17 protein-coding genes are annotated in these 18,217 nt (G+C 70.2%); 3 read left to right on the forward strand and 14 right to left on the reverse strand.

Features of this window, described 5'->3' with window-relative positions; genetic code table 11:
• Nucleotides 1-11: 11 nt before the first annotated feature.
• The 7 genes from DXT68_RS11720 to DXT68_RS11750 all read right to left on the reverse strand — a co-directional run bounded on the left by DXT68_RS11720 (nt 12) and on the right by DXT68_RS11750 (nt 8,685).
• A complete protein-coding gene (locus DXT68_RS11720) occupies nt 12-1,568 on the reverse strand; it encodes a molybdopterin-dependent oxidoreductase (RefSeq protein WP_045253241.1) in 1,557 nt (518 codons plus the stop codon).
• 18 nt (nt 1,569-1,586) lie between these two features.
• Nucleotides 1,587-2,756, reverse strand: coding sequence for a glycoside hydrolase family 1 protein (locus DXT68_RS11725; protein WP_045253240.1), 1,170 nt, complete (start codon nt 2,754-2,756; stop codon nt 1,587-1,589).
• A 65-nt stretch (nt 2,757-2,821) separates the two neighbouring features.
• Complete coding sequence (locus DXT68_RS11730; RefSeq protein ID WP_045253239.1) at nt 2,822-4,522, reverse strand: ABC transporter ATP-binding protein; 1,701 nt, start codon at nt 4,520-4,522, stop codon at nt 2,822-2,824.
• Between the two features lie 5 nt (nt 4,523-4,527).
• Entirely contained in the window at nt 4,528-5,442 is a 915-nt protein-coding gene (locus DXT68_RS11735) for an ABC transporter permease (RefSeq protein WP_045253238.1), read from the reverse strand.
• Complete coding sequence (locus tag DXT68_RS11740; RefSeq protein WP_045253237.1) at nt 5,439-6,419, reverse strand: ABC transporter permease; 981 nt, start codon at nt 6,417-6,419, stop codon at nt 5,439-5,441. The genes DXT68_RS11735 and DXT68_RS11740 overlap by 4 nt, the downstream gene beginning before the upstream one ends.
• Nucleotides 6,416-8,080, reverse strand: a complete 1,665-nt coding sequence (locus tag DXT68_RS11745) for an ABC transporter substrate-binding protein (protein ID WP_244268145.1) — start codon at nt 8,078-8,080, stop codon at nt 6,416-6,418. The genes DXT68_RS11740 and DXT68_RS11745 overlap by 4 nt, the downstream gene beginning before the upstream one ends.
• 152 nt (nt 8,081-8,232) lie before the next feature.
• Complete coding sequence (locus DXT68_RS11750) at nt 8,233-8,685, reverse strand: MarR family winged helix-turn-helix transcriptional regulator (protein ID WP_045253236.1); 453 nt, start codon at nt 8,683-8,685, stop codon at nt 8,233-8,235.
• A 64-nt stretch (nt 8,686-8,749) separates the two neighbouring features.
• Between DXT68_RS11750 and DXT68_RS11755 the strand changes: the two genes are divergently transcribed.
• Nucleotides 8,750-9,118: a VOC family protein gene (locus DXT68_RS11755; protein ID WP_045253235.1), complete on the forward strand. Its 369-nt coding sequence runs from the start codon at nt 8,750-8,752 to the stop codon at nt 9,116-9,118.
• A gap of 39 nt (nt 9,119-9,157) precedes the next feature.
• On the opposite strand, the gene DXT68_RS11760 is transcribed toward DXT68_RS11755, so the two are convergent.
• From DXT68_RS11760 to rsmI, 3 genes are read right to left on the reverse strand one after another with little or no spacing between them, the layout of a single operon-like run.
• Nucleotides 9,158-10,261, reverse strand: coding sequence for a LacI family DNA-binding transcriptional regulator (locus DXT68_RS11760; protein WP_045253234.1), 1,104 nt, complete (start codon nt 10,259-10,261; stop codon nt 9,158-9,160).
• Between the two features lie 34 nt (nt 10,262-10,295).
• The gene (locus tag DXT68_RS11765; RefSeq protein ID WP_045253233.1) at nt 10,296-10,922 is read right to left on the reverse strand and encodes a class I SAM-dependent methyltransferase; all 627 of its coding nucleotides are present in this window, start codon (nt 10,920-10,922) and stop codon (nt 10,296-10,298) included.
• Entirely contained in the window at nt 10,922-11,740 is an 819-nt protein-coding gene (rsmI, locus tag DXT68_RS11770; RefSeq protein ID WP_045253232.1) for a 16S rRNA (cytidine(1402)-2'-O)-methyltransferase, read from the reverse strand. The genes DXT68_RS11765 and rsmI overlap by 1 nt, the downstream gene beginning before the upstream one ends.
• A gap of 48 nt (nt 11,741-11,788) precedes the next feature.
• Between rsmI and DXT68_RS11775 the strand changes: the two genes are divergently transcribed.
• Nucleotides 11,789-13,342 (forward strand): dolichyl-phosphate-mannose--protein mannosyltransferase, encoded by a 1,554-nt coding sequence (locus DXT68_RS11775; RefSeq protein WP_244268144.1) that lies wholly within the window; start codon nt 11,789-11,791, stop codon nt 13,340-13,342.
• Between the two features lie 21 nt (nt 13,343-13,363).
• Complete coding sequence (locus DXT68_RS11780) at nt 13,364-13,603, forward strand: hypothetical protein (protein WP_045253230.1); 240 nt, start codon at nt 13,364-13,366, stop codon at nt 13,601-13,603.
• A gap of 21 nt (nt 13,604-13,624) precedes the next feature.
• Here the strand turns inward: DXT68_RS11780 and DXT68_RS11785 are convergent, their stop codons facing one another.
• The 4 genes from DXT68_RS11785 to DXT68_RS11800 form a co-directional block, all read right to left on the reverse strand.
• Nucleotides 13,625-15,439 carry a thioredoxin domain-containing protein gene (locus DXT68_RS11785; RefSeq protein ID WP_045253229.1) on the reverse strand — a complete coding sequence of 605 codons (1,815 nt, stop codon included), beginning with the start codon at nt 15,437-15,439 and terminating at the stop codon, nt 13,625-13,627.
• A gap of 50 nt (nt 15,440-15,489) precedes the next feature.
• Nucleotides 15,490-16,062, reverse strand: a complete 573-nt coding sequence (msuE, locus tag DXT68_RS11790) for an FMN reductase (RefSeq protein ID WP_045253261.1) — start codon at nt 16,060-16,062, stop codon at nt 15,490-15,492.
• 106 nt (nt 16,063-16,168) lie between these two features.
• Nucleotides 16,169-17,005, reverse strand: a complete 837-nt coding sequence (locus DXT68_RS11795) for an aldo/keto reductase (RefSeq protein WP_045253228.1) — start codon at nt 17,003-17,005, stop codon at nt 16,169-16,171.
• Complete coding sequence (locus tag DXT68_RS11800; protein WP_045253260.1) at nt 17,002-18,204, reverse strand: heparan-alpha-glucosaminide N-acetyltransferase domain-containing protein; 1,203 nt, start codon at nt 18,202-18,204, stop codon at nt 17,002-17,004. Before DXT68_RS11800 ends, DXT68_RS11795 begins: the two co-directional genes overlap by 4 nt.
• Between the last annotated feature and the right edge of the window lie 13 nt (nt 18,205-18,217).

The raw sequence follows: 18,217 nt of genomic DNA on the forward strand, positions 1-18,217 counted from the left end.
GGGAACGGCGCTCACGCCACCGAGACCTGGATGCGATGCCACCCCTGCGCGCCGTCGGGCACGACACCCGCCGGTTCCGAGGTCTGGGTCTCGCCGTCGGCGCTCAGCGCCCGGCACTCGACGGTGTGCATGCCGCTCTCGGCCGCCCACGGCAGGCGCCACTGCACCCAGGTGTCGGGCGAGATCGGGGTCGAGAGCTCGGCACGTCGCCAGGGCCCTTCGTCGATGCGCACCTCGACGCCCTCGATGCCGATGTGCTGCTGCCAGGCCATGCCGGCGATGACCGCGTCGCCGGCGTCGATCCGCTGCCCCGGTCGGGGCACGTCGATGCGGGACTGCAGTTTGACGGGCCCGCGCTCGGACCAGCCGCGATCGGTCCAGTACGCGGTCGCTCGATCGAACCGGGTGACCTCGAGCTCGGTCACCCACTTCGTCGCGGACACGTAGCCGTAGAGCCCCGGCACCACCATGCGCACCGGGAATCCGTGCTCGATCGGCAGCGGCTCGCCGTTCATGGCGACGGCCAGCAGCGCGTCGCGGTCATCGGTCAGCGCCTCGATCGGGGTCGACGCGGTGAATCCGTCGGACGACCTCGACAGCACCATGTCGGCGTCGGCGTCGACCCCCGCCCTGGCGAGAAGTTCGCGCACGGGGTGCCCGAGCCACCGGGCGTTGCCGATCAGGTCTCCACCGACCTCGTTCGAGACGCAGGCGAGCGTCACGTAGGCCTCCTGCATCGGGAGTGCGAGGAGCTCGTCCCACGTGATCCGCACCTCGCGCTCGACCATGCCGTGGATGCGCAGCGTCCAGTCCGCGGGGTCGAGACGCGGAACGATCAGCGCGGTGTCGATGCGGTAGAAGTCGGCGTTCGAGGTGACCACCGACGCGAGACCGGGCACGCCGAGCTCGGCGCTCGCGGCGACCGCGGGCGCCGGCGCGGTCGGCGCAGGCAGGCGCAGAGCGGTGCGCACGGCCTCGATCGATCGGGTCGCACCCCGCGCGGCGTTGCCGACGACCAGCGCCACGACGCCGGTCGCGGCGACCCCGGCCGTCCACAGCAGGAACCGGCGGCGCTCCTCGGCATCGGGGCGGAGGTACGGCACCGGACTCAGCCGTCGCACGAGCAGCCGCAGGGCGACCACGGCGACCGCTCCGGCGACGAGCCCGGGAAGCCAGGCGAACGGCCCGGCGCCAGGACGGATCATCGCGGCGACCAGCGCCACCACGCCGAGGGCGGCGAGGACCGCGGCGCCCACTCCCGCGCGACGCCGCTCGAGGATGCCGGCGAGGGCGGCGACCCCGGCGAGGACGATCGCGATCCCGGTGATCAGGGCGAGCTTGTCACCGGTGCCGAAGAGGGCGATGGCGGCGTCCTTCGCCCAGCTCGGCGCGAGATCGATCAGACCGCCGCCGATCACCGCGAACGGACTCGCACTGGGTTCCACGACCGCGGCGACGAGCTCTGCCAGGCCGACCGCGACGACCGCCGAGCTCAGCCCGGCGGCCGCCGACCGCAGCCGGTCCCCTCGCAGCGTGCGTGTCTCGTCGGTCACGGTCTGCGGGGTCATGATCCGAGGGTAACCCCGTCAGAGGCCGTTGCGGCGTGCGACCTCTCCCAGCCATGCCAGCGACGGCTTCGGCGTGCGTGCGAACGTCTCGTGGTCGAAGCCGATCAGCCCGAAGGTCGGGCGGAATCCGCTCGCCCACTCGTAGTTGTCGAGCGCACTCCAGTGCTGATACGCCTTGACCTCGATGCCGTCCGAGATCGCCCGGTGCAGACCTTCGAGCGCGCCCTGGGTGTATGCGATGCGGCGTGTGTCGTCGGCGGTCGCGATGCCGTTCTCGGTCACGAGCACCGGCACGCCTCCGCTGCGTTCCCACGCGCTGCGCACTCCCAGCTCGAGCGCCTCGGGGAAGAACTCCCATCCGGTGAGCGTCGTCTCGACGTCGTCCGCGACCGGGCGAGGGCCCTCGGGGCCGATGAAGGTGCGCGTGTACGCCTGCACACCGACGAAGTCGTCGCCCGCGGACTGGTCGAGGTACCAGTGATCGCGAGGGTCGCCGTACTCGGCCAGCATCTCGTCGGCACCGGGCTCGCCGGTGGAGTGGAAGGCCTGCGTCGCGATCGTCCATCCCGCCTGCACGCCCGGCACGGAGTGCAGGATCTCGGACGCCCGGTGGTGCGCGTCGAGAAGGGTGTCGGCCACCGCGAGGTCGGGGTTCGGCAGCCCGAACGCGACGAGGTTGGCCGCATCCTCTCCCCCGGCGAGCATCGCCGCGATGTTCGGCTCGTTTATCGTGCACACGTAGGTCACGCCGTCGAGGATCGGCAGCACCGTCTCGACATAGCGCGAGAAGAGGTCGACCGCGTCGTCCGCGCGCCAGAATCCGTCTTTCTGGAACCACTGCGGCACCGTGAAGTGCATCAGCGTCACCGTCGGGTCTAGCCCGTTCTCGCGCGCCGTGTCGATCATCCGCCGGTAGTGGTCGAGCATCGCCCGCGACACGAAGCCGCGCTCGGGCTCGATGCGCGCCCACTCCACCGAGAAGCGGTAGGAGTTCAGTCCGGCGTCGGCGAGCAGCCGCATGTCCTCCGGGTACCGGTGGAAGTGGTCCGCGGCATCGCCCGAGGGCTCCACCATCGAGGACCCCGGAGCATGCTCCATCGCCCACCAGTTGCTGGTCGTGTTGTTCCCCTCCACCTGATGGGCCGCGGTCGCGGCACCCCAGAGAAAGCCGTCAGGGAATGTGAGCACAGGTGCGCCCCTCTCGTGTGTATGGGATGAGGTGTGTGACGGGTCAGCGATGGGTCAGTGACGGGTCATCGGATGCGTGACGGGTTGGGTACGGCATCCAGCAGCTGGACCGTGTACGGGTCTTCGGGATGCTGGAGCACGTGGGCGGTCTCTCCGCGTTCCACGACCCGACCGCTGTTGAGCACCAGGATGTTCTCGGTGACCAGGCGCGCGCTCAGGAGGTCGTGCGTGATGTAGAGCATGCTGATGCCCCAGCGCTCACGCAGGTCCTCGAGCAGGGCGAGCACGCCCGCGCGCAGCGACACGTCGAGCATCGAGACGGGCTCGTCGGCGATCAGCACCTGCGGGTCGCTGGCGAGCGCCCGCGCGATGACCACGCGCTGACGCTGGCCGCCCGAGAGCTGGTGCGGGAGCTTCGCCGCGAACTGCTCGACTGGCGTCAGACCCACCGTCTCGAGGAGCTCGAGCACGCGATCCCGTGCCTCCTGCCCGCGGAGTTTCGTGTAGTTGCGGATCGGTCGGCTGAGGGCGTATTCGACGGTGTGCAGCGGGTTGAGCGCCGCATACGGGTCTTGGAAGACCATCTGGACGTCCTTGCGGAGATCGCGCAGCCCCGTGCGGCCGAGGGTCGCGACATCGACGTCGCCGAAGCGCACGGTGCCGTCGGTGGGCTTCTCGACGCCCGTGATGAGCTTCGCGATCGTCGACTTGCCCGAGCCCGACGCACCGACGAGGGCGAGCGCCTCGCCCGGTTCGAGCCGGAACGACACGTCGTCGACCGCCGTCACCGGCTTCTCGCCGCGGCGGGGTGCGGGGTACCGCTTCGACACGCCCTCGACGACGATCGCGGCGTCCGCACGGCGCGTGTCCCGCTGCGACACCGTCGGCACCGTCTCGGTGACGTCGGTGCGCGAGCGGCCCTCGCGACGACGCGTGCCCAGGTCGACGAAACCGGGGATCGAGATCGACTCGGCCCTCGGGTCGGCGTAGTGGCTGAGCAGCATCTGCGTGTACTCGTCCTGCGGCCGGGTGAGGATGTCGATGCTCGGTGCGTCCTCGACGATCCGCCCCTCGTGCATGACCATGACCCGATCGGTGGCCTCGAGCACGATGCCCAGGTCGTGGCTGATCAGGATCGCGGTGAAGTGCTCGGACCGCTGCAGATCCTTGATCGTGTCCATGACGGCGTGCTGCACCAGCACGTCGAGGGCCGTGGTCGGCTCGTCGAACACCATCAGCTGGGGTTCCAGCGAGAGGGCGAGCGCGATCGACGTGCGCTGGCGCATTCCGCCGGACAGCTCGCTCGGATATCGCGCGAGCACCGAGCGGTCGAGACCCACCTTGCCGATCAGCTCCTCGGCCCTGGCCTCCCGATCCTTCTGGGCGACGTGTCCGTGGGCGGCGAAGATGTCGCGGAAGTGGTTGCCGACCGTGCGCACCGGGTTCAGCGCGTTCATACCCGACTGCAGCACCATCGCGAACCCGCCCTGACGCTGACGCCGCAGCTCCTCTGCGTTCAGCTCGCGGATGTCGCGACCGTCGAACAGGATGCGGCCGCCGCTGATGCGCGCCGGAGGCTTCTGCAGACGGGTCAGCGCGAAGCCCAGGGTCGACTTTCCCGACCCGGACTCTCCGACGAGTCCGACGAACTCGCCGCGACGCAGCGAGAACGAGACGCTCTCGACCGCGGTCACCGGCTTCGTGCCCGGCGAGGCGTACTCGACCGACAGATCCTGCACGTCGAGCAGGATGCCGCTGTCTTCCATGGCACTCATCGGCCCTTCCCTTCACGCAGGCGCGGATTGGAGATGCCGTCCACGCCGAAGTTGATCAGTGTCAGGCTCAGGGCGAGCAGGGCGATGCACAGACCGGGGGCGAACAGCAGCAGCCACTGCCCCGTGAGCAGGGAGTTGGAGTTCTGCGCCCAGTAGAGCATGGTGCCCCAGCTGACGATGCTGGAGTCTCCGAGACCGAGGAACTCGAGTCCGGCCTCCGCGAGGATCGCGGCCGTCGCCGCTCCGAAGAGCGTCCCGGCGATGATCGAGGTCATGTTCGGCAGGATCTCGCGGAACACGATGCGTGCACGGCTGTCACCCGAGAACTGCGCCGAGGTGACGAAGTCGTTGCCGCGGAGCGACTGGGTCTGGCTGCGCAGCACGCGCGCTCCCCAGGCCCATCCGGTGACGACGATCACCGCGATGATCATCAGGATGCCGCCGTTCTGCAGGTAGGCGGCGATCACGATCATGAGGGGAAGACCGGGGATCACGAGGAAGAGGTTGACGATGAAGCCGATCACCTCGCCCAGGAATCCGCGCATGTACCCCCAGCTGAGACCGATCAGCACGGCGACGATCGTCGAGAGGATGCCGGCGGCGAGGCCGACGAGCAGGCTGATCTGCGATCCGAAGATCAGCTGGCTCAGCACATCCTCCCCGGCGGCCGTCGTCCCGAGCCAGTGGGCCCACGAGGCGTCGGCGTTGCGCTCGAACGAGTTGTCCTTGGCCCCGTACGGCGCGATCAGCGGTGCGAACACCGCCACCACGACGAAGAGTCCGAGGATGATGAGTCCGAGCCTGGCCTTGCCGTTCGACCAGAGCGTGCCGACCATGCGGGCGAACGAGCGCCACGGGCTGGGAGCCGCGATCCGCTCGGCGGGAACCTTGACGTTCATGGTGGAGGTCATCGGCGAGTCCTCGGGTCGAGTACCCCGTAGAGGATGTCCACGAGGAAGTTGGCGACGAGCACGCTGACGGTGATCATCAGGAAGAGCGCCTGCATGAGCGGGTAGTCCTGCCCGATCACGGCGTTGAAGAGCAGATATCCGATACCGGGGTACTGGAAGACCTGCTCGACGAGGATCGATCCGCCGACCACACCGCCGAGGGTGAGACCGAAGCCGGTGAGGTTCGGCAGGATCGCGTTGCGGGCGGCGTAGCGGATGGCGATCGTGCGGCCGTGCAGACCGTTCGCCTCGGCGAAGGTGACGTAGTCCTCACCCAGCGTGTTGATCATGGCGTTGCGCATGCCGATGATCCAGCCGCCGAGGGAGGTCAGCAGGATCGTCAGCGCCGGCAGCACCGCATGGCGGGCCAGGTCGGCGATGAAGTCGCCCGTGAAGCCCGGTGCCGTGGTCGCGGCGTACGCGCCGGTCGTCGGGAACCAGTGCAGCACATACCCGAGGAAGAACAGCAGCAGCAGCGCGGTCCAGAAGTACGGGAAGGTGCTGAGGAACGAGCCCGTCAGCGTCGGCAGCGAGTCGAGCCAGGTGCCGCGGCGCCACGCGGCGGCGACGCCGATCAACGTGCCGATCACGAAGGCGAGGACCGTGACGATGCCGACCAGGCCGATCGTGTACGGCAGCGCGGTCGACACCATGCTCGACACGGTCTGCGGATAGAACGTGTACGAGACGCCGAAGTCGAGGCGGGCGACCTGTCCGAGGTAGGAGACGTACTGATCCCACAGCGAACCGGTCGGCACGCCCAGCTGCGCCTCGATGGCGGCGCGGGTCGCATCGGACACCGGGCCGTTCTGCGCGAGCTTGGCGATCGCGGCATCCGCCGGGGAACCCGGCATCATCCGCGGGAGGAAGAAGTTCAGCGTGATCGCGGCCCACAGCGTGAGAGCGAAGAGGCCGACCTTCTGCAGGACGTACTTCACTGGTCGTCTCCCTTCACGCGCTCGAGCCTGGTGAAGATCAGCAGCGGCGCCGAGTCGTAGTTCTGCGGGATCATGTACGGGTCGTCCGCCGAGGGCCACCCGGTGAACTTGGCGTCGTTGAAGAGACCCCAGATACCGCCGTAGTAGAGCCCGATCACCGGCATCTCGTCGTAGACGATCTTCTGCAGCTCGTGCGTGATCTCGGTCTGCCGCGCGGGGTCGACCGTCTCGCGGTACTCCGCGAGCAGCGCGTCGACCTCGTCGGACCGGTACCGCTCGAAGTTGTTCGCGGTGGCCTCTCCGGAGGGGACATAGAACTGACTCGAGAGCAGGTTGTTGTACGCCTGGTAGATGTCGCCGTTGCCCATGCCTCCGATCGCCATCTCGAAGTCGCCGTTGCTGATCGCACTCTGATATCCCGCGGGCTGCGGCAGCTTGAGAGTGACCTTCACGCCGACGTCGGCGAGCTGGCGCTGCACGGTCTGCGCGGCACGCGTCCAGTCCGAATAGCCGTTGGCGGTCGTGAGCGCGAACTCGAGCTGCGCGCCGTCGGGGCCGACGAGGCGGTCTCCGTCGAGCGTGTATCCGGACTCCGCGAAGGCCGCGAGCGCGGCATCCCTGTCCTGCGTGATCATTCCCTGATCGGGGATCGAGGGATCCAGGTACTCCTCCTGGTTGGGCAGGATGAGTCCGGTCTGGCCGGCGGGCTGCATGTACCCCTCGGAGGCGGTCTCGGCGATCTCCTCACGATCGAGCGAGAGCGCGATGCCGCGACGCACGTTCACGTCGTCGAACGGCGCGACCTCGAGGTTCGGCATCAGGGCGATCACGCCGCCCGGCGGGAACCACCAGGTGTTGTGCTCGCTCGCCGCACCCCAGGTGCCCTCGACGTCGGAGATGAACGAGTACGACCAGTCGTAGCCGCGCGTCACCGTGTCGAGCTGGGTGTTGGTGCCGGGCAGGATGATGTGCTCGATCTCGATCTTGTCGGCCTGCCAGTAGTCGGGGTTCTTGTCCATCGAGTACTGCTGGTCGTTGTAGTTGCCCAGCACGAAGGGGCCGGTGCCGACCGGGTTCTCGTTGCGGAACGTGCCGGGGTCCTTGACATCGCTCCAGATGTGCTCGGGGACGATCATCGTCAGACCGAGGATCGACAGTGACGGGGCGTCGTCGGTCTGCAGGTGCATGATGACGTCGTCGCCGTCGACCTCGACGCTCTCGAGGTGCTGCCACGCGCCCTTGATGTCGAGGGCGGGGTTGTCCTTCAGCAGCTGGAACGTGAAGGCGACATCTTCGGGGGTCAGCTCTTCGCCGTCGCTCCATTCCACGCCGTCGCGGATCGTCATGACGACCGTGCGCGCATCGGGCTGCGACCAGGACTCGGCCAGCCACGGGTTGAGCGTGTTGTCGAGCGGGTTCACCAGGATCAGCGGTTCATAGATCCACCTCGACGCGGTGCGGGTGTTCGTCAGGTACGGATTGAAGTTCCGCGTGAAGAACGGGTTCCCCTTGTCCGCATTGATGAGCATCGTGTCGTCGCCGATCGATGGATCGGGCTGCGAACTGATCTGGATGCTGCAACCGCTGAGGACCACGGCCGCTGCCGCCAGTCCCACGATCGCCGCTCTCCGCCAGCGCCGGAGCATGTGCGTCTTCGCCACACTGCCACCTCATGTCGTCTGTGTCATGAAGGGATCCCACGGGTCGGGGCACCCCACGGCCGAAGCCGTTCCGGCAATTGTAAGCGCATACATTTACGCCGCGCAACCCCCGCTCGACGAGGGAGCGATTCAGCGGGTGGGGCTGCGCAGGCTCAATGAGTGGGGCTGCGCAGAGACCTGGTCATACTCTGCAGCGCACGGAACGCCGCGGACTGATCCGCCTCCGTCATACCCGCGAGCATGCGGATCTCGACGGAGCGGACCGCCGCCGTGGCGGCGGCGAGACTCTCCCGCCCGCGCGGGGTGAGGCGGGCCGGAAGCGCCTTGCCGACCGGAGGAGCGGCGGGGCGCGAGACGAGGCCGTCGCGCTCGAGCGCCTGGAGCAGGACGTTCATGGACTGCCGTGTGACGAAGGCCCCACGGGCGAGCTCGGAGTTCGAGAGGCCGGGGCGCTGGGCGAGCAGCTCGAGGCAGGAGTAGTGCGTGATCGTCATCCCGAGCGGACGCAGCACCTCCTCCATGGCCGCGCGGAGGGCGCTCGACGCCTCCTTGAGCAGATACCCGAGCGAAGTGTCGAGGTCGATGCCGCTGCCGTCTTGACTCATGTCAGTATTCTGACATATGCTGACTCGTGTCAGATAACTGACACGAACAAGAGAAGAGCACCCCATGCCCGTCACCGGCCCCGACTTCGTCTCCCTTCAGACCCGCGACCTCACCGCCTCCCAGGCCTTCTACGAGAAGTACCTCGGCCTCGTCCGCTCACCGGCAGGCCCCCCGCACGCCGTGGTCTTCACGACGACTCCCATCGCCTTCGCCCTGCGCGACATCGCCCCCGGCACCGACCTCGACGCCGTCGACCAGCCGGGCATCGGCGCCGCGATCTGGCTCCATGCCACCGACGTGCAGGAGATCCACGACGCGCTGGTCGCCGACGGCCACACGATCGTCGCCGCACCGATCGACGGCCCGTTCGGGCGCACGTTCACGTTCGCCGACCCCGACGGCTACCGCATCACGCTGCACGATCGCGCCTGAGCAGCCGCTCTCGGGACCGCCGTCGCCGCCGTCCGTCGGTCAGGGGCGCTGCGAGCTCTCGCGGACGATGATCTGCAACGGCAGGCGCACGGTCATCGGATCGGCGTCCGGCCGCTCGAGGCGGCGGGAGAGCAGCTGCACGGCGGCACGACCGAGATCGATCATCGGCTGCCGCACGGTGGTCAGCGCCGGACGCGACAGCGCCGCGGCCTCGATGCCGTCGAAACCGGTGACCCGCACATCCTCGGGAACCCGGATGCCCGCCGAGCGGAACGCGTCGATGGCACCGAGCGCCATCTGGTCGTTGGCGGCCACGAGCACCGCGGGCGCTCCGCCGACGATCAGCGTCTGCGCCGCCGCATGACCCGACGCGCGCGTGAAGTCGCCGCGCAGCACGGTGACGTCATCGAGCGCGAGCCCCGCCTCGGCGACGGCGGCGGCGAAGCCGTCCCACCGCTGTGCACCGTCAGGAGAATCCGCGGGTCCCCCGAGGTAGGCGATCCCCCCGGGGTCGGCCTGCGCGAGAACCAGGCGGGTCAGCTCGGCCATGGCCTCGGCGTTGTCCACCGTGACGTGGTCGTAGCTGTCGCCGCGCGCGGGCCCCGACAGCACGACCACCGGGATCCGCCGGGCGAGCCGGGCGAGCACATCGTCGGGCACGCTCCGGGCGAGCACCATCAGCCCGTCGACCCGACCGGCGATGTCGCGCACCGTCTCCCGGCCGGGATCGTCGCGACCGACGCCGATCATGAGCACGAAGCCCTGCTTCCAGGCCTCCAGCTCGGCACCGCGCAGCACCTCGTCGAGGAACAGCATGGTCGGCTGCGGGACGCCGGCATCAGCGGTGCGCTGTTCGACCGTGAACGACGGACGGGTCGGCTGCCCCTCGGCGAGCACGTCGAGCGCCGGGGCGTCCTCCGAGGCGTCGAACCCCGGGAAGTACAGTCCCAGCACACCGGTGCGGCGCTCCGCGAGCCCGCGCGCGCTGCCGCTGGGCACGTACCCGAGCTCGGAGACCGTGTCGAGCACGCGCTCACGCGTCGCGGGACGCACGGCGTCCGGCTGCCGGAGCACGCGCGACACCGTCGCGATCGACACGCCGGCGCGCTCCGCGACGTCGTAGACGGTCGCCTTCCTGCTCACGCTCGCTCCTCCTCCGGGTGGGTGTGCAGCAAGGCTACCCGGGTGTCGAGCGCGCGATGAGCGACCCATGCGGCCGAGTGCTGATCTCGCCGGGCTCGCGCCCGCGGCTCTCCGACGACACGACCTCGAGCCCCGTCTCGGCCAGCGCCGCGGCGAGCGCGTCGGCCGACCAGAAGTACGCCGGAGCGATCGCATGCGCGAAGCTCTCTCGCGGCTCGCCGTCGAAGAAGCCGATCAGGAGGCTGCCCCCGGGAACCAGCACCCGCGCGAACTCCGCGAGGATCTCGGGCAGCTCTGCAGGGGGAACGTGGATCAGCGAGTACCAGGCGAGGATGCCGCCGACCGACCGGTCGTCCGGAGGCAGGTCGCGGAAGGAGCCGACGTCGAAGCGGATGCCGGGGTGCCGGCGCCGCGCGGAGGCGACGAAGGCGGCCGACAGATCGATCCCGCGCGCCTCACGCTCCCCTCGGGCCAGCAGCTGCGTCCACTGACCGGGCCCGCATCCTGCGTCCAGCAGCGCGCCCGCGGTGCCGTCGCGCCAGGCAGCGATGACCGCCGCATCCCGCGCATCCAGCTGTGCGATCGTGCCCGCCAGCGCGACGTACTCGGCCGCGCGCGCGTCGTACGCCGCCGCGATCTCGGCATCGACCCCCGCGGTCATCAGCTGCGGGCGGCGAGCGCGGCCTGGTACAGGTCGCGCGATGAGAGACCGGTGGCCGCGGCGACCTCGGCGCAGGCCTCCTTCAGGCGCACTCCGGAGGACACGAGCCGCTGCACCTGCGCGAGCGCGTCATCCGCCGAGGCCTCCCTGCGGGGCGCCCCCTCGACGACGACCACGACCTCGCCCTTGACCCCCGCCGTCGCCCACTCCACCAGTTCGGCGGAGGTGCCTCGGCGGACCTCCTCGTAGAACTTCGTGAGCTCGCGGCACACCGCGATGCGTCGGTCGTCGCCGAAGGCTGTGCCCATGTCGGCGAGCGACGACGCCAGCCGTGCCGGCGACTCGAAGAAGACCATGGTGCGGGGCTCGGCGGCGAGCGCGCGCAGCGTCGAGCGCCGCTCCCCCGGCTTGCGGGGCAGGAACCCCTCGAACGTGAACCGGTCGGTCGGCAGTCCCGAGATCGACAGGGCCATCAGCACCGCGCTGGGACCGGGGATGGCGGTCACGGTCACGCCCAGCGCCACGGCCGCGGCGACCAGCCCGTAGCCGGGGTCGCTGATCGCCGGCATCCCGGCATCGCTGACGACGACGACATCGGTCTCGATCGCGAGCGTCGCGAGCTCGGCCGCCTTCTGCTTCTCGTTGTGATCGTGCAGGGCGATCAGCCGCGGCCGATTCGCGATCTGCAGGGCCTGCAGCAGTCGCCCGGTGGTGCGGGTGTCTTCGGCGACGACGACCTCGGCGTTCTCCAGCACCTCGACGAGGCGACGTGACGCATCCCCGAGGTTTCCGATCGGGGTCGCGGCGAGGATGATCACCCGCCCAGCTTAGGCGGACGCCATGGCCGGGTTGTCTAGGCTGGAGCGGTGACCACGCCCGTACCGCTGATGCCTCCGCCTGAGGAACGGCTGACGCGCTACGGACGGCTGCGCGACCGCCTCCTCGACGACCCGGACTGGGGGCGGATGCTGCGCTGGTTCGCACCGCTGGTCGTGACGGCGCTCGCCGCCGTGCTGCGTCTGGTCAACCTCGGGCATCCGCACCAGCTCGCGTTCGACGAGACGTACTACGTCAAGGACGCCTGGTCGCTGTGGACCCTGGGCTACGAGGGCACGTGGGGCAAGGACGCGAACGAGGCCTTCATCACCCTGCAGCAGCTTCCGCTGTCGGAGGCGGGGTCGTTCATCGTGCATCCGCCGCTGGGAAAATGGCTGATCGCCCTGGGGATGGCCGTCGGCGGACCGGACAACACCGTCGGCTGGCGCATCGCGACCGCCCTGCTCGGCACCGCCACGGTGCTGCTCGTGTACCTGGTCGCGCGCCGTCTGACCGGCTCGATCGTCGTCGGGACCGTCGCCGCGACGCTGCTCGCGATCGACGGCCTCAGCATCGTGATGAGCCGCACCGCGCTGCTCGACGGTCCGCTCACGTTCTTCCTGATGCTCGGGGCGCTCTTCATCCTCATCGACCGCGACCGGGTCATCCCGGTGCTCGAACGCGCCGACCCCGACGCCCCCGACCCGATGTGGGGCCGGGTGCTGTGGCGGCGGCCGTGGCTGCTCGCCGCCGGTGTCGCGCTCGGCGCCGCGTGCGCCGTGAAGTGGTCGGGCCTGTACGCCCTCGCCGCGTTCGGACTCTACGTCGTGGTGACCGATGCCCTCGCCCGCCGACGCGCCGGCGTGGTGCTGTGGCCCACCTCCGCCGCCTTCCGCCAGGGGCCCGTGTCGTTCGTGCTGCTGGTCGTCCCGGCCTTCGCGGTCTACCTCGCCAGCTGGACCGGGTGGCTGGTGACCTCCGGCGGCTACGCCCGCCAGAGCGACCCGAACCCGCTGATCGCCCTGTGGAACTACCACGAGGCGATCCTGAACTTCCACGTCGGACTCGTGAAGGGGCATCCGTACGCCAGTCCTGCATGGGAGTGGCCGTTCCTGCTGCGCCCGACGGCGGTCTGGGTGGGCAGCGACCCCGGCCCGTGCGGCGTCGACCACTGCATCGCCGTGATCTCGACGATCCCGAATCCGCTCATCTGGTACGCCGGTGTCGCCGCCGCCGTCTACCTCATCTACCGGATGGTCCGCGGCTGGATCTCCCGTCGCCCCGTCGGACCGGCCTTCACCTTCGCGCTCGTCGGCCTCGCCGCCACGTACATCCCGTGGCTGCTGTTCCCCGAGCGCACGATCTTCCAGTTCTACACGGTGGCGATGGCACCCTTCCTCGCGATCGCGCTCGCCGTCGTGCTGCGTCACCTCGCCGGACGCCGCGAGGACCCGCTGCACCGACGTCAGGCGGGCGAACGGACGGTGCTGATCTTCCTCGTCGTCGTGGTGCTGGTCTCCGCGTTCTTCTACCCCGTCTGGACCGGCATGAGCGTGCCGTACGAGTTCTGGCTGCTGCACAACTGGATGCCGGGCTGGATCTGACCCGAGGTCTACGATCGCAGCATGGGCAGCCCCTCCGGTTTCGAGTTCACCGTGCGCGGCGACGACGTCGTCATCCAACACCACGGGACGACCGCGACAGTGCTTCGCGGCGCGCGGGCGCGCGACTTCCTCGCTCAGGTCGCAGGCACCGATGCGCAGCCTGCAGGCCCTGATGCGCAGTTGCTGATGGCGCGGATCACCGGCGACTACCGCCGCGGCAACGAGCGCACCGCGCGCCGGCATCCGCGCAACGCCGGCTGAGCGGGCAGGACCCGCCGCCGATCATCTCGCACGGGAGATCTCGCCGGGATCGCTCACCGGCAGCCGGCAGACGAACCCTCGGCAGTCGAACGCCCGCTCGGCGGCATTCGCCTCGGCGGGTGCGCCCTTGCCCTCGAACAGCGTGAACCCGGCATCCGCGAACGCCTCGGCCTGGCTGGGCGTGACGATCGAGATCACGTCGGCATCGCTGCGGCGCGCAGCGGCGGCGAGCGCCCCAGAGGGTGACGGCGTCACCACGACCAGCTGGCGGGGAGCATCGACGAGCCCGGCCGCGACCCGCAGCAGGCTGCCGTGCGCGAAAGGCTGGGCGAGAGCGGATGCCGCGTGCCCGCGCACCCGCTCGGCGGCGGCCTCCCGATACCGCTCCCCCGCTCCCAGACGCCAGGCGGTGAGCGCGGCCTGGGCGACGGCGGCCGTACCCGACGGCAGATCGCCGTCGGTCTGATCCGGCGCGGCGGCGATGCCGTGCGCGGCGAGCAGCGGATCGCCGTCCAGGCCCTCGATGGCGGTGTCGAGCAGGTCGCGTGCGAAGACGGCCCACGCTGCCTGCCCCGTCGCGAGCGCGAGGGCGAACAGCCCCTCGGCGAGCAGCGCGACATCGGCGGTCGTCGCCACCGCATCGGACGCGGCCCCGTCGAGCGAGGCGCGCACGAGCCTCCCGGCGGAGTCCGTGTTGACGCGCAGCACGTACTCGGCGGCCTCCTGCGCCGCGCGCACCCACGACGGCTCGGCATGCACCGCCCCCGCCGTGGCGAGCGCGGCGATCGCCAGGCCGTTCCAGCCCGTGATCACCTTGCCGTCGACCGACGGCGGCTCCAGACCCGCCCGCGCCGACACCGGCCGCAGGTAGTAGCCGCCCTCGCTGCGCGCGCCGTCGATCCACGACTCCGAGTCCTGCGCGGCGCCGAACCCTCCCCCGTCGAGGCGCAGCGTGTCGAGCAGGAACCCCGCCAGGCCGCGGACCGTCGGCTCATCGTCCGCGTCGAGAGCCACGAGGAGCAGCTGCGCGTTGTCGGTCAGCATCCGCTCGTAGTGCGGCACCGTCCAGTCGCGCTGTGTGGCGTAGCGGAAGAACCCGCCGTCGGCGTCTCGCAGGTCGGATGCCGCCATCGCCGCAAGCGCCCGTTCGGCCGCCGCCGCGGCATCCGCGGCTTCCCGGCGCACCAGCGGGGCCTGCAGCAGCCCCAGCGTCGTCGCCACCGGGAACTTGGGTGCGCCGCCGAACCCGGCGAACTGCGGATCCTCGCGCGCGGCGATCGCCCCGGCCGCGGCGGCGATCGCCGCGACATCCGGCAGATCGGAGGGCGTCGAGGTCGCCGCCCTCGCCAGCGCGTCGGCCACCGCATCCGCGGACTCCTCCGCCTGCCCGCGGCGGACGGTCCAGGCCTCGTGCACGGCCGCGAGGACGTCTCGGAACGCGGGCATCGGCGGCCGCGCCTCGGGCGGCCAGTAGGTGCCGGCGTAGAACGCGCGCCCCCGGGGTGTGGTGAAGACCGTGAGCGGCCAGCCGAGATTCTGCGTGAACGCCGACGCGGCGGCCATGTAGGCGCTGTCGACCTCGGGATGCTCCTCGCGATCGACCTTCACCGCGACGAAATCGCGGTCGATGAGCGCGGCCGTCTCGGGATCCGCGAACGACTCCCGCGCCATGACATGGCACCAGTGGCACGTCGAATACCCGATCGAGATCATCAGGGGCACGTCGCGGCGCTGCGCCTCGGCGAACGCCTCAGGCCCCCACGGATACCAGTCGACCGGATTGTCGGCATGAGCGCGGAGATAGGGGCTGAGCGTGTCGGCGAGCCGGTTGGTCATGCCATCACGCTACGCCGCCGCGCCGACGACGAGGCGCGGAGACGAACTGCTCAGGAGACGAGGAGCTGCTCCGCGGGACGCGATGCCGCGTAGCCGACGAGCGGCAGGGCGCGCTCGGCCGCGAGCGCGATCCTCGCCCGCAGCACCTCCGACGCGATCACGTAGCCGTCGAAGTCGGTGTTGCTGGCGTACACGCCCACCGGCAGCGTGAGCGCCTGGAAGAACGCGAACAGCGGTCGCAGCTGGTGCTCGATGATGAGCGCGTGGCGCTCGCCGCCGCCGGTCGCGGCGAGCAGCACCGGCTTGCCGACGAGCTCGTACTGGCCGACGAAGTCGAACAGGTGCTTGAAGAGCCCGGTGAAGGAGGCCCGGTAGACGGGGCTCCCGACGATCAGAAGGTCGCTCGCCTCGATCGCGACGAGCTTCTCCTCGACCTCGGCGGGCAGCTGATCGCGGCGCAGTGCACCCGCGAGCGAGGGTCCGATGTCGGTGAGCTCGACGATCTCGATCTCGACCTCCGCGCGCTCGGCGACGGCATCGGCGATGGCACGGATGAGCGCCGTGGTCTTGCTGGGCTCGTGCAGGGAGCCGGAGACGGCGACGACGCGGTAGGGAGCAGTCATGCCGACGACGCTACTCACGACGACGCCCCGTGTCGCGAGCGGCGACACGGGGCGTCATCTGTCGATACGGGACGTCTCCGTCCGAGCCGGGTCAGGGCACCTGGCCTCAGTTGACGTCGTTCGGGTGCGAGCCGACGCGACCCGATCCGTCGAGCGGGTCGAGCGCGTCGATGGCCGCGATCTCGGCCTCGGTGAGCTCGAATCCGAAGACATCGAGGTTCTCGCGCAGCCGCTCCTCGCGCACCGACTTGGGGAACACGATGAACCCCTTCTGCAGGTGCCAGCGCAGCACCGCCTGGGCGGGCGTCACGCCGTGCGCCGAGGCCGCATCGGCGATGGCCGGAGTGCCGAACAGGTCGTACTTGCCCTGTCCGAGCGGGCCCCAGGACTCGATGCGGATGCCGTGCGCGGTCGCCCAGTCCACGATGTCGCGCTGCTGGTGGGCCGGGTGCAGTTCGATCTGGTTGACCGCCGGGGTCACACCGGTCTCGGCCACGACGCGCTCGAGGTGCGGGACCAGGAAGTTCGAGACGCCGATGCTGCGCGTCAGGCCGGCCTCGCGCAGCTCGACCAGCTTCGCGAAGGCGTGCACGTAGTCGTCCTTCTCAGGCGTGGGCCAGTGCACGAGGTAGAGGTCGACGGCGTCGAGACCGAGCTTGTCGAGGCTCTCGCCGATCGCCGCGCGCGGCTCCTCGCCGTGGTGACGGTCGTTCCAGAGCTTGGTGGTGATGAACAGCTCGTCACGCGCGAGACCGGAGGCGGCGATCGCGGCGCCGACGCCCTCCTCGTTGCCGTAGATGGCGGCGGTGTCGATGTGCCGATAGCCGATCTCGAGCGCCTGGCTCACGGCACGCTCGGTCTCGTCGGCCGGGACCTTGAACACCCCGTACCCGAGCTGGGGGATGGAGTGTCCGTCGTTGAGTTCGAGTGCAGGAATCGTCATGATTCCAGCCTACGACCCGTGGCCTGTGCAGGGCCTGTCGCGGCGGGGCCGCTCGGGATCGCGGCCATCTTCGTCGCGGCACGTCCGACCAGCCTCTCCAGGGGGCCGCGACCCCAGAGGATCGACCACACGGTCGAGATCAGCAGCAGGCAGATGGCCGTGGCACCCCAGAACGCGTTGCTCGCGAAGAAGCCCCCGGGTCCGCCGATGAGAGCGACCGAGACGACGTGCAGCGTGTATGCCGACAGCGGCATGGATCCGAGGGCGCCCAGCGGGAGCAGCACCCAGCGCAGCGGGCCGCTCAGCAGCAGACACGCGGCGACGACGCCCAGCGCGAAGCCTCCGGATCCCACGATCTCGGCGGTCCCTCCCGAATGCGGGTCGACGGCGAAGATCGCCGAGAGCACCGCACGCAGCGGATCTGCGGCGGCGAGAGCCTCCGGGTAGGTGCTCCAGCCCGACGCGGACGCGCCGCCGCCGTCGTACGACGAGGCACCCAGCCCCGCGACCGCGCCGAAGAGACCCAGCCCGTATCCGACCGCCATGAGACCGAGCCCGACGGCGAGGGTGATCGCCGCGGTCTCGAGCCTGTCGACCTGCAGGCGGCCGAGCGCCATGCCGGCCAGCACGAAGGCGAGCCAGGCGGTGATCGGATACGAGCCGTACAGCACCAGGCTCACCCCCGCCCCGTACGGGTGCAGGGTGAGGGCAGCCAGCAGCGCCAGCAGCGACGGCGCCGCGAGCGCGAGGACGCCGGCCGCCGTCAGCAGCTTCCACGGCGGCCACCGCAGGAACGGGATGACGGCGACGTAGAGCAGGCCGTAGAGGGTGAGGATGACGGCGATCGGGGTGTTCAGCATCTCCAGCGCCAGACCGATCAGGAAGATCACGGCGCCGCGCCCCACCAGCTGCAGGCGGATCGTGGGCAGCTGCGCCGGTGCGGGCGGCGTGCGGCGCCCGGTCATCAGGGCGATCGAGATGCCCGCCAGCACGGCGAACAGGATCGAGGAGCGGCCGTGCACGAGATCGGTCCAGGTGGACGGATCCATCGGATCGAAGGACGGGGTCTCGCCGATGTGCGCGCCGGCCATCCCGAGGATCGCCAGACCCCGCGCGATGTCGAGACCCAGGATGCGGGGCGACCGACCGAACTCGCGGAACCACCGGGTGGCGGGGAGGGACGACGACGCAGTGCTCACGGATGAATCGTAC

It is taken from the genome of Microbacterium foliorum, assembly GCF_003367705.1.
In the GTDB taxonomy this organism is placed as follows: domain Bacteria; phylum Actinomycetota; class Actinomycetes; order Actinomycetales; family Microbacteriaceae; genus Microbacterium; species Microbacterium foliorum.

What these genes read in the sequence shown, in the direction of transcription:
- DXT68_RS11720 (WP_045253241.1), bottom strand. Translation starts at nt 1,568, where the DNA reads ATGACCCCGCAGACCGTGACCGACGAGACACGCACGCTGCGAGGGGAC.
- DXT68_RS11730 (WP_045253239.1), bottom strand. Translation starts at nt 4,522, where the DNA reads ATGGAAGACAGCGGCATCCTGCTCGACGTGCAGGATCTGTCGGTCGAG.
- DXT68_RS11735 (WP_045253238.1), bottom strand. Translation starts at nt 5,442, where the DNA reads ATGACCTCCACCATGAACGTCAAGGTTCCCGCCGAGCGGATCGCGGCT.
- DXT68_RS11750 (WP_045253236.1), bottom strand. Translation starts at nt 8,685, where the DNA reads ATGAGTCAAGACGGCAGCGGCATCGACCTCGACACTTCGCTCGGGTAT.
- DXT68_RS11755 (WP_045253235.1), top strand. Translation starts at nt 8,750, where the DNA reads ATGCCCGTCACCGGCCCCGACTTCGTCTCCCTTCAGACCCGCGACCTC.
- DXT68_RS11765 (WP_045253233.1), bottom strand. Translation starts at nt 10,922, where the DNA reads ATGACCGCGGGGGTCGATGCCGAGATCGCGGCGGCGTACGACGCGCGC.
- DXT68_RS11780 (WP_045253230.1), top strand. Translation starts at nt 13,364, where the DNA reads ATGGGCAGCCCCTCCGGTTTCGAGTTCACCGTGCGCGGCGACGACGTC.
- DXT68_RS11785 (WP_045253229.1), bottom strand. Translation starts at nt 15,439, where the DNA reads ATGACCAACCGGCTCGCCGACACGCTCAGCCCCTATCTCCGCGCTCAT.
- msuE (WP_045253261.1), bottom strand. Translation starts at nt 16,062, where the DNA reads ATGACTGCTCCCTACCGCGTCGTCGCCGTCTCCGGCTCCCTGCACGAG.
- DXT68_RS11795 (WP_045253228.1), bottom strand. Translation starts at nt 17,005, where the DNA reads ATGACGATTCCTGCACTCGAACTCAACGACGGACACTCCATCCCCCAG.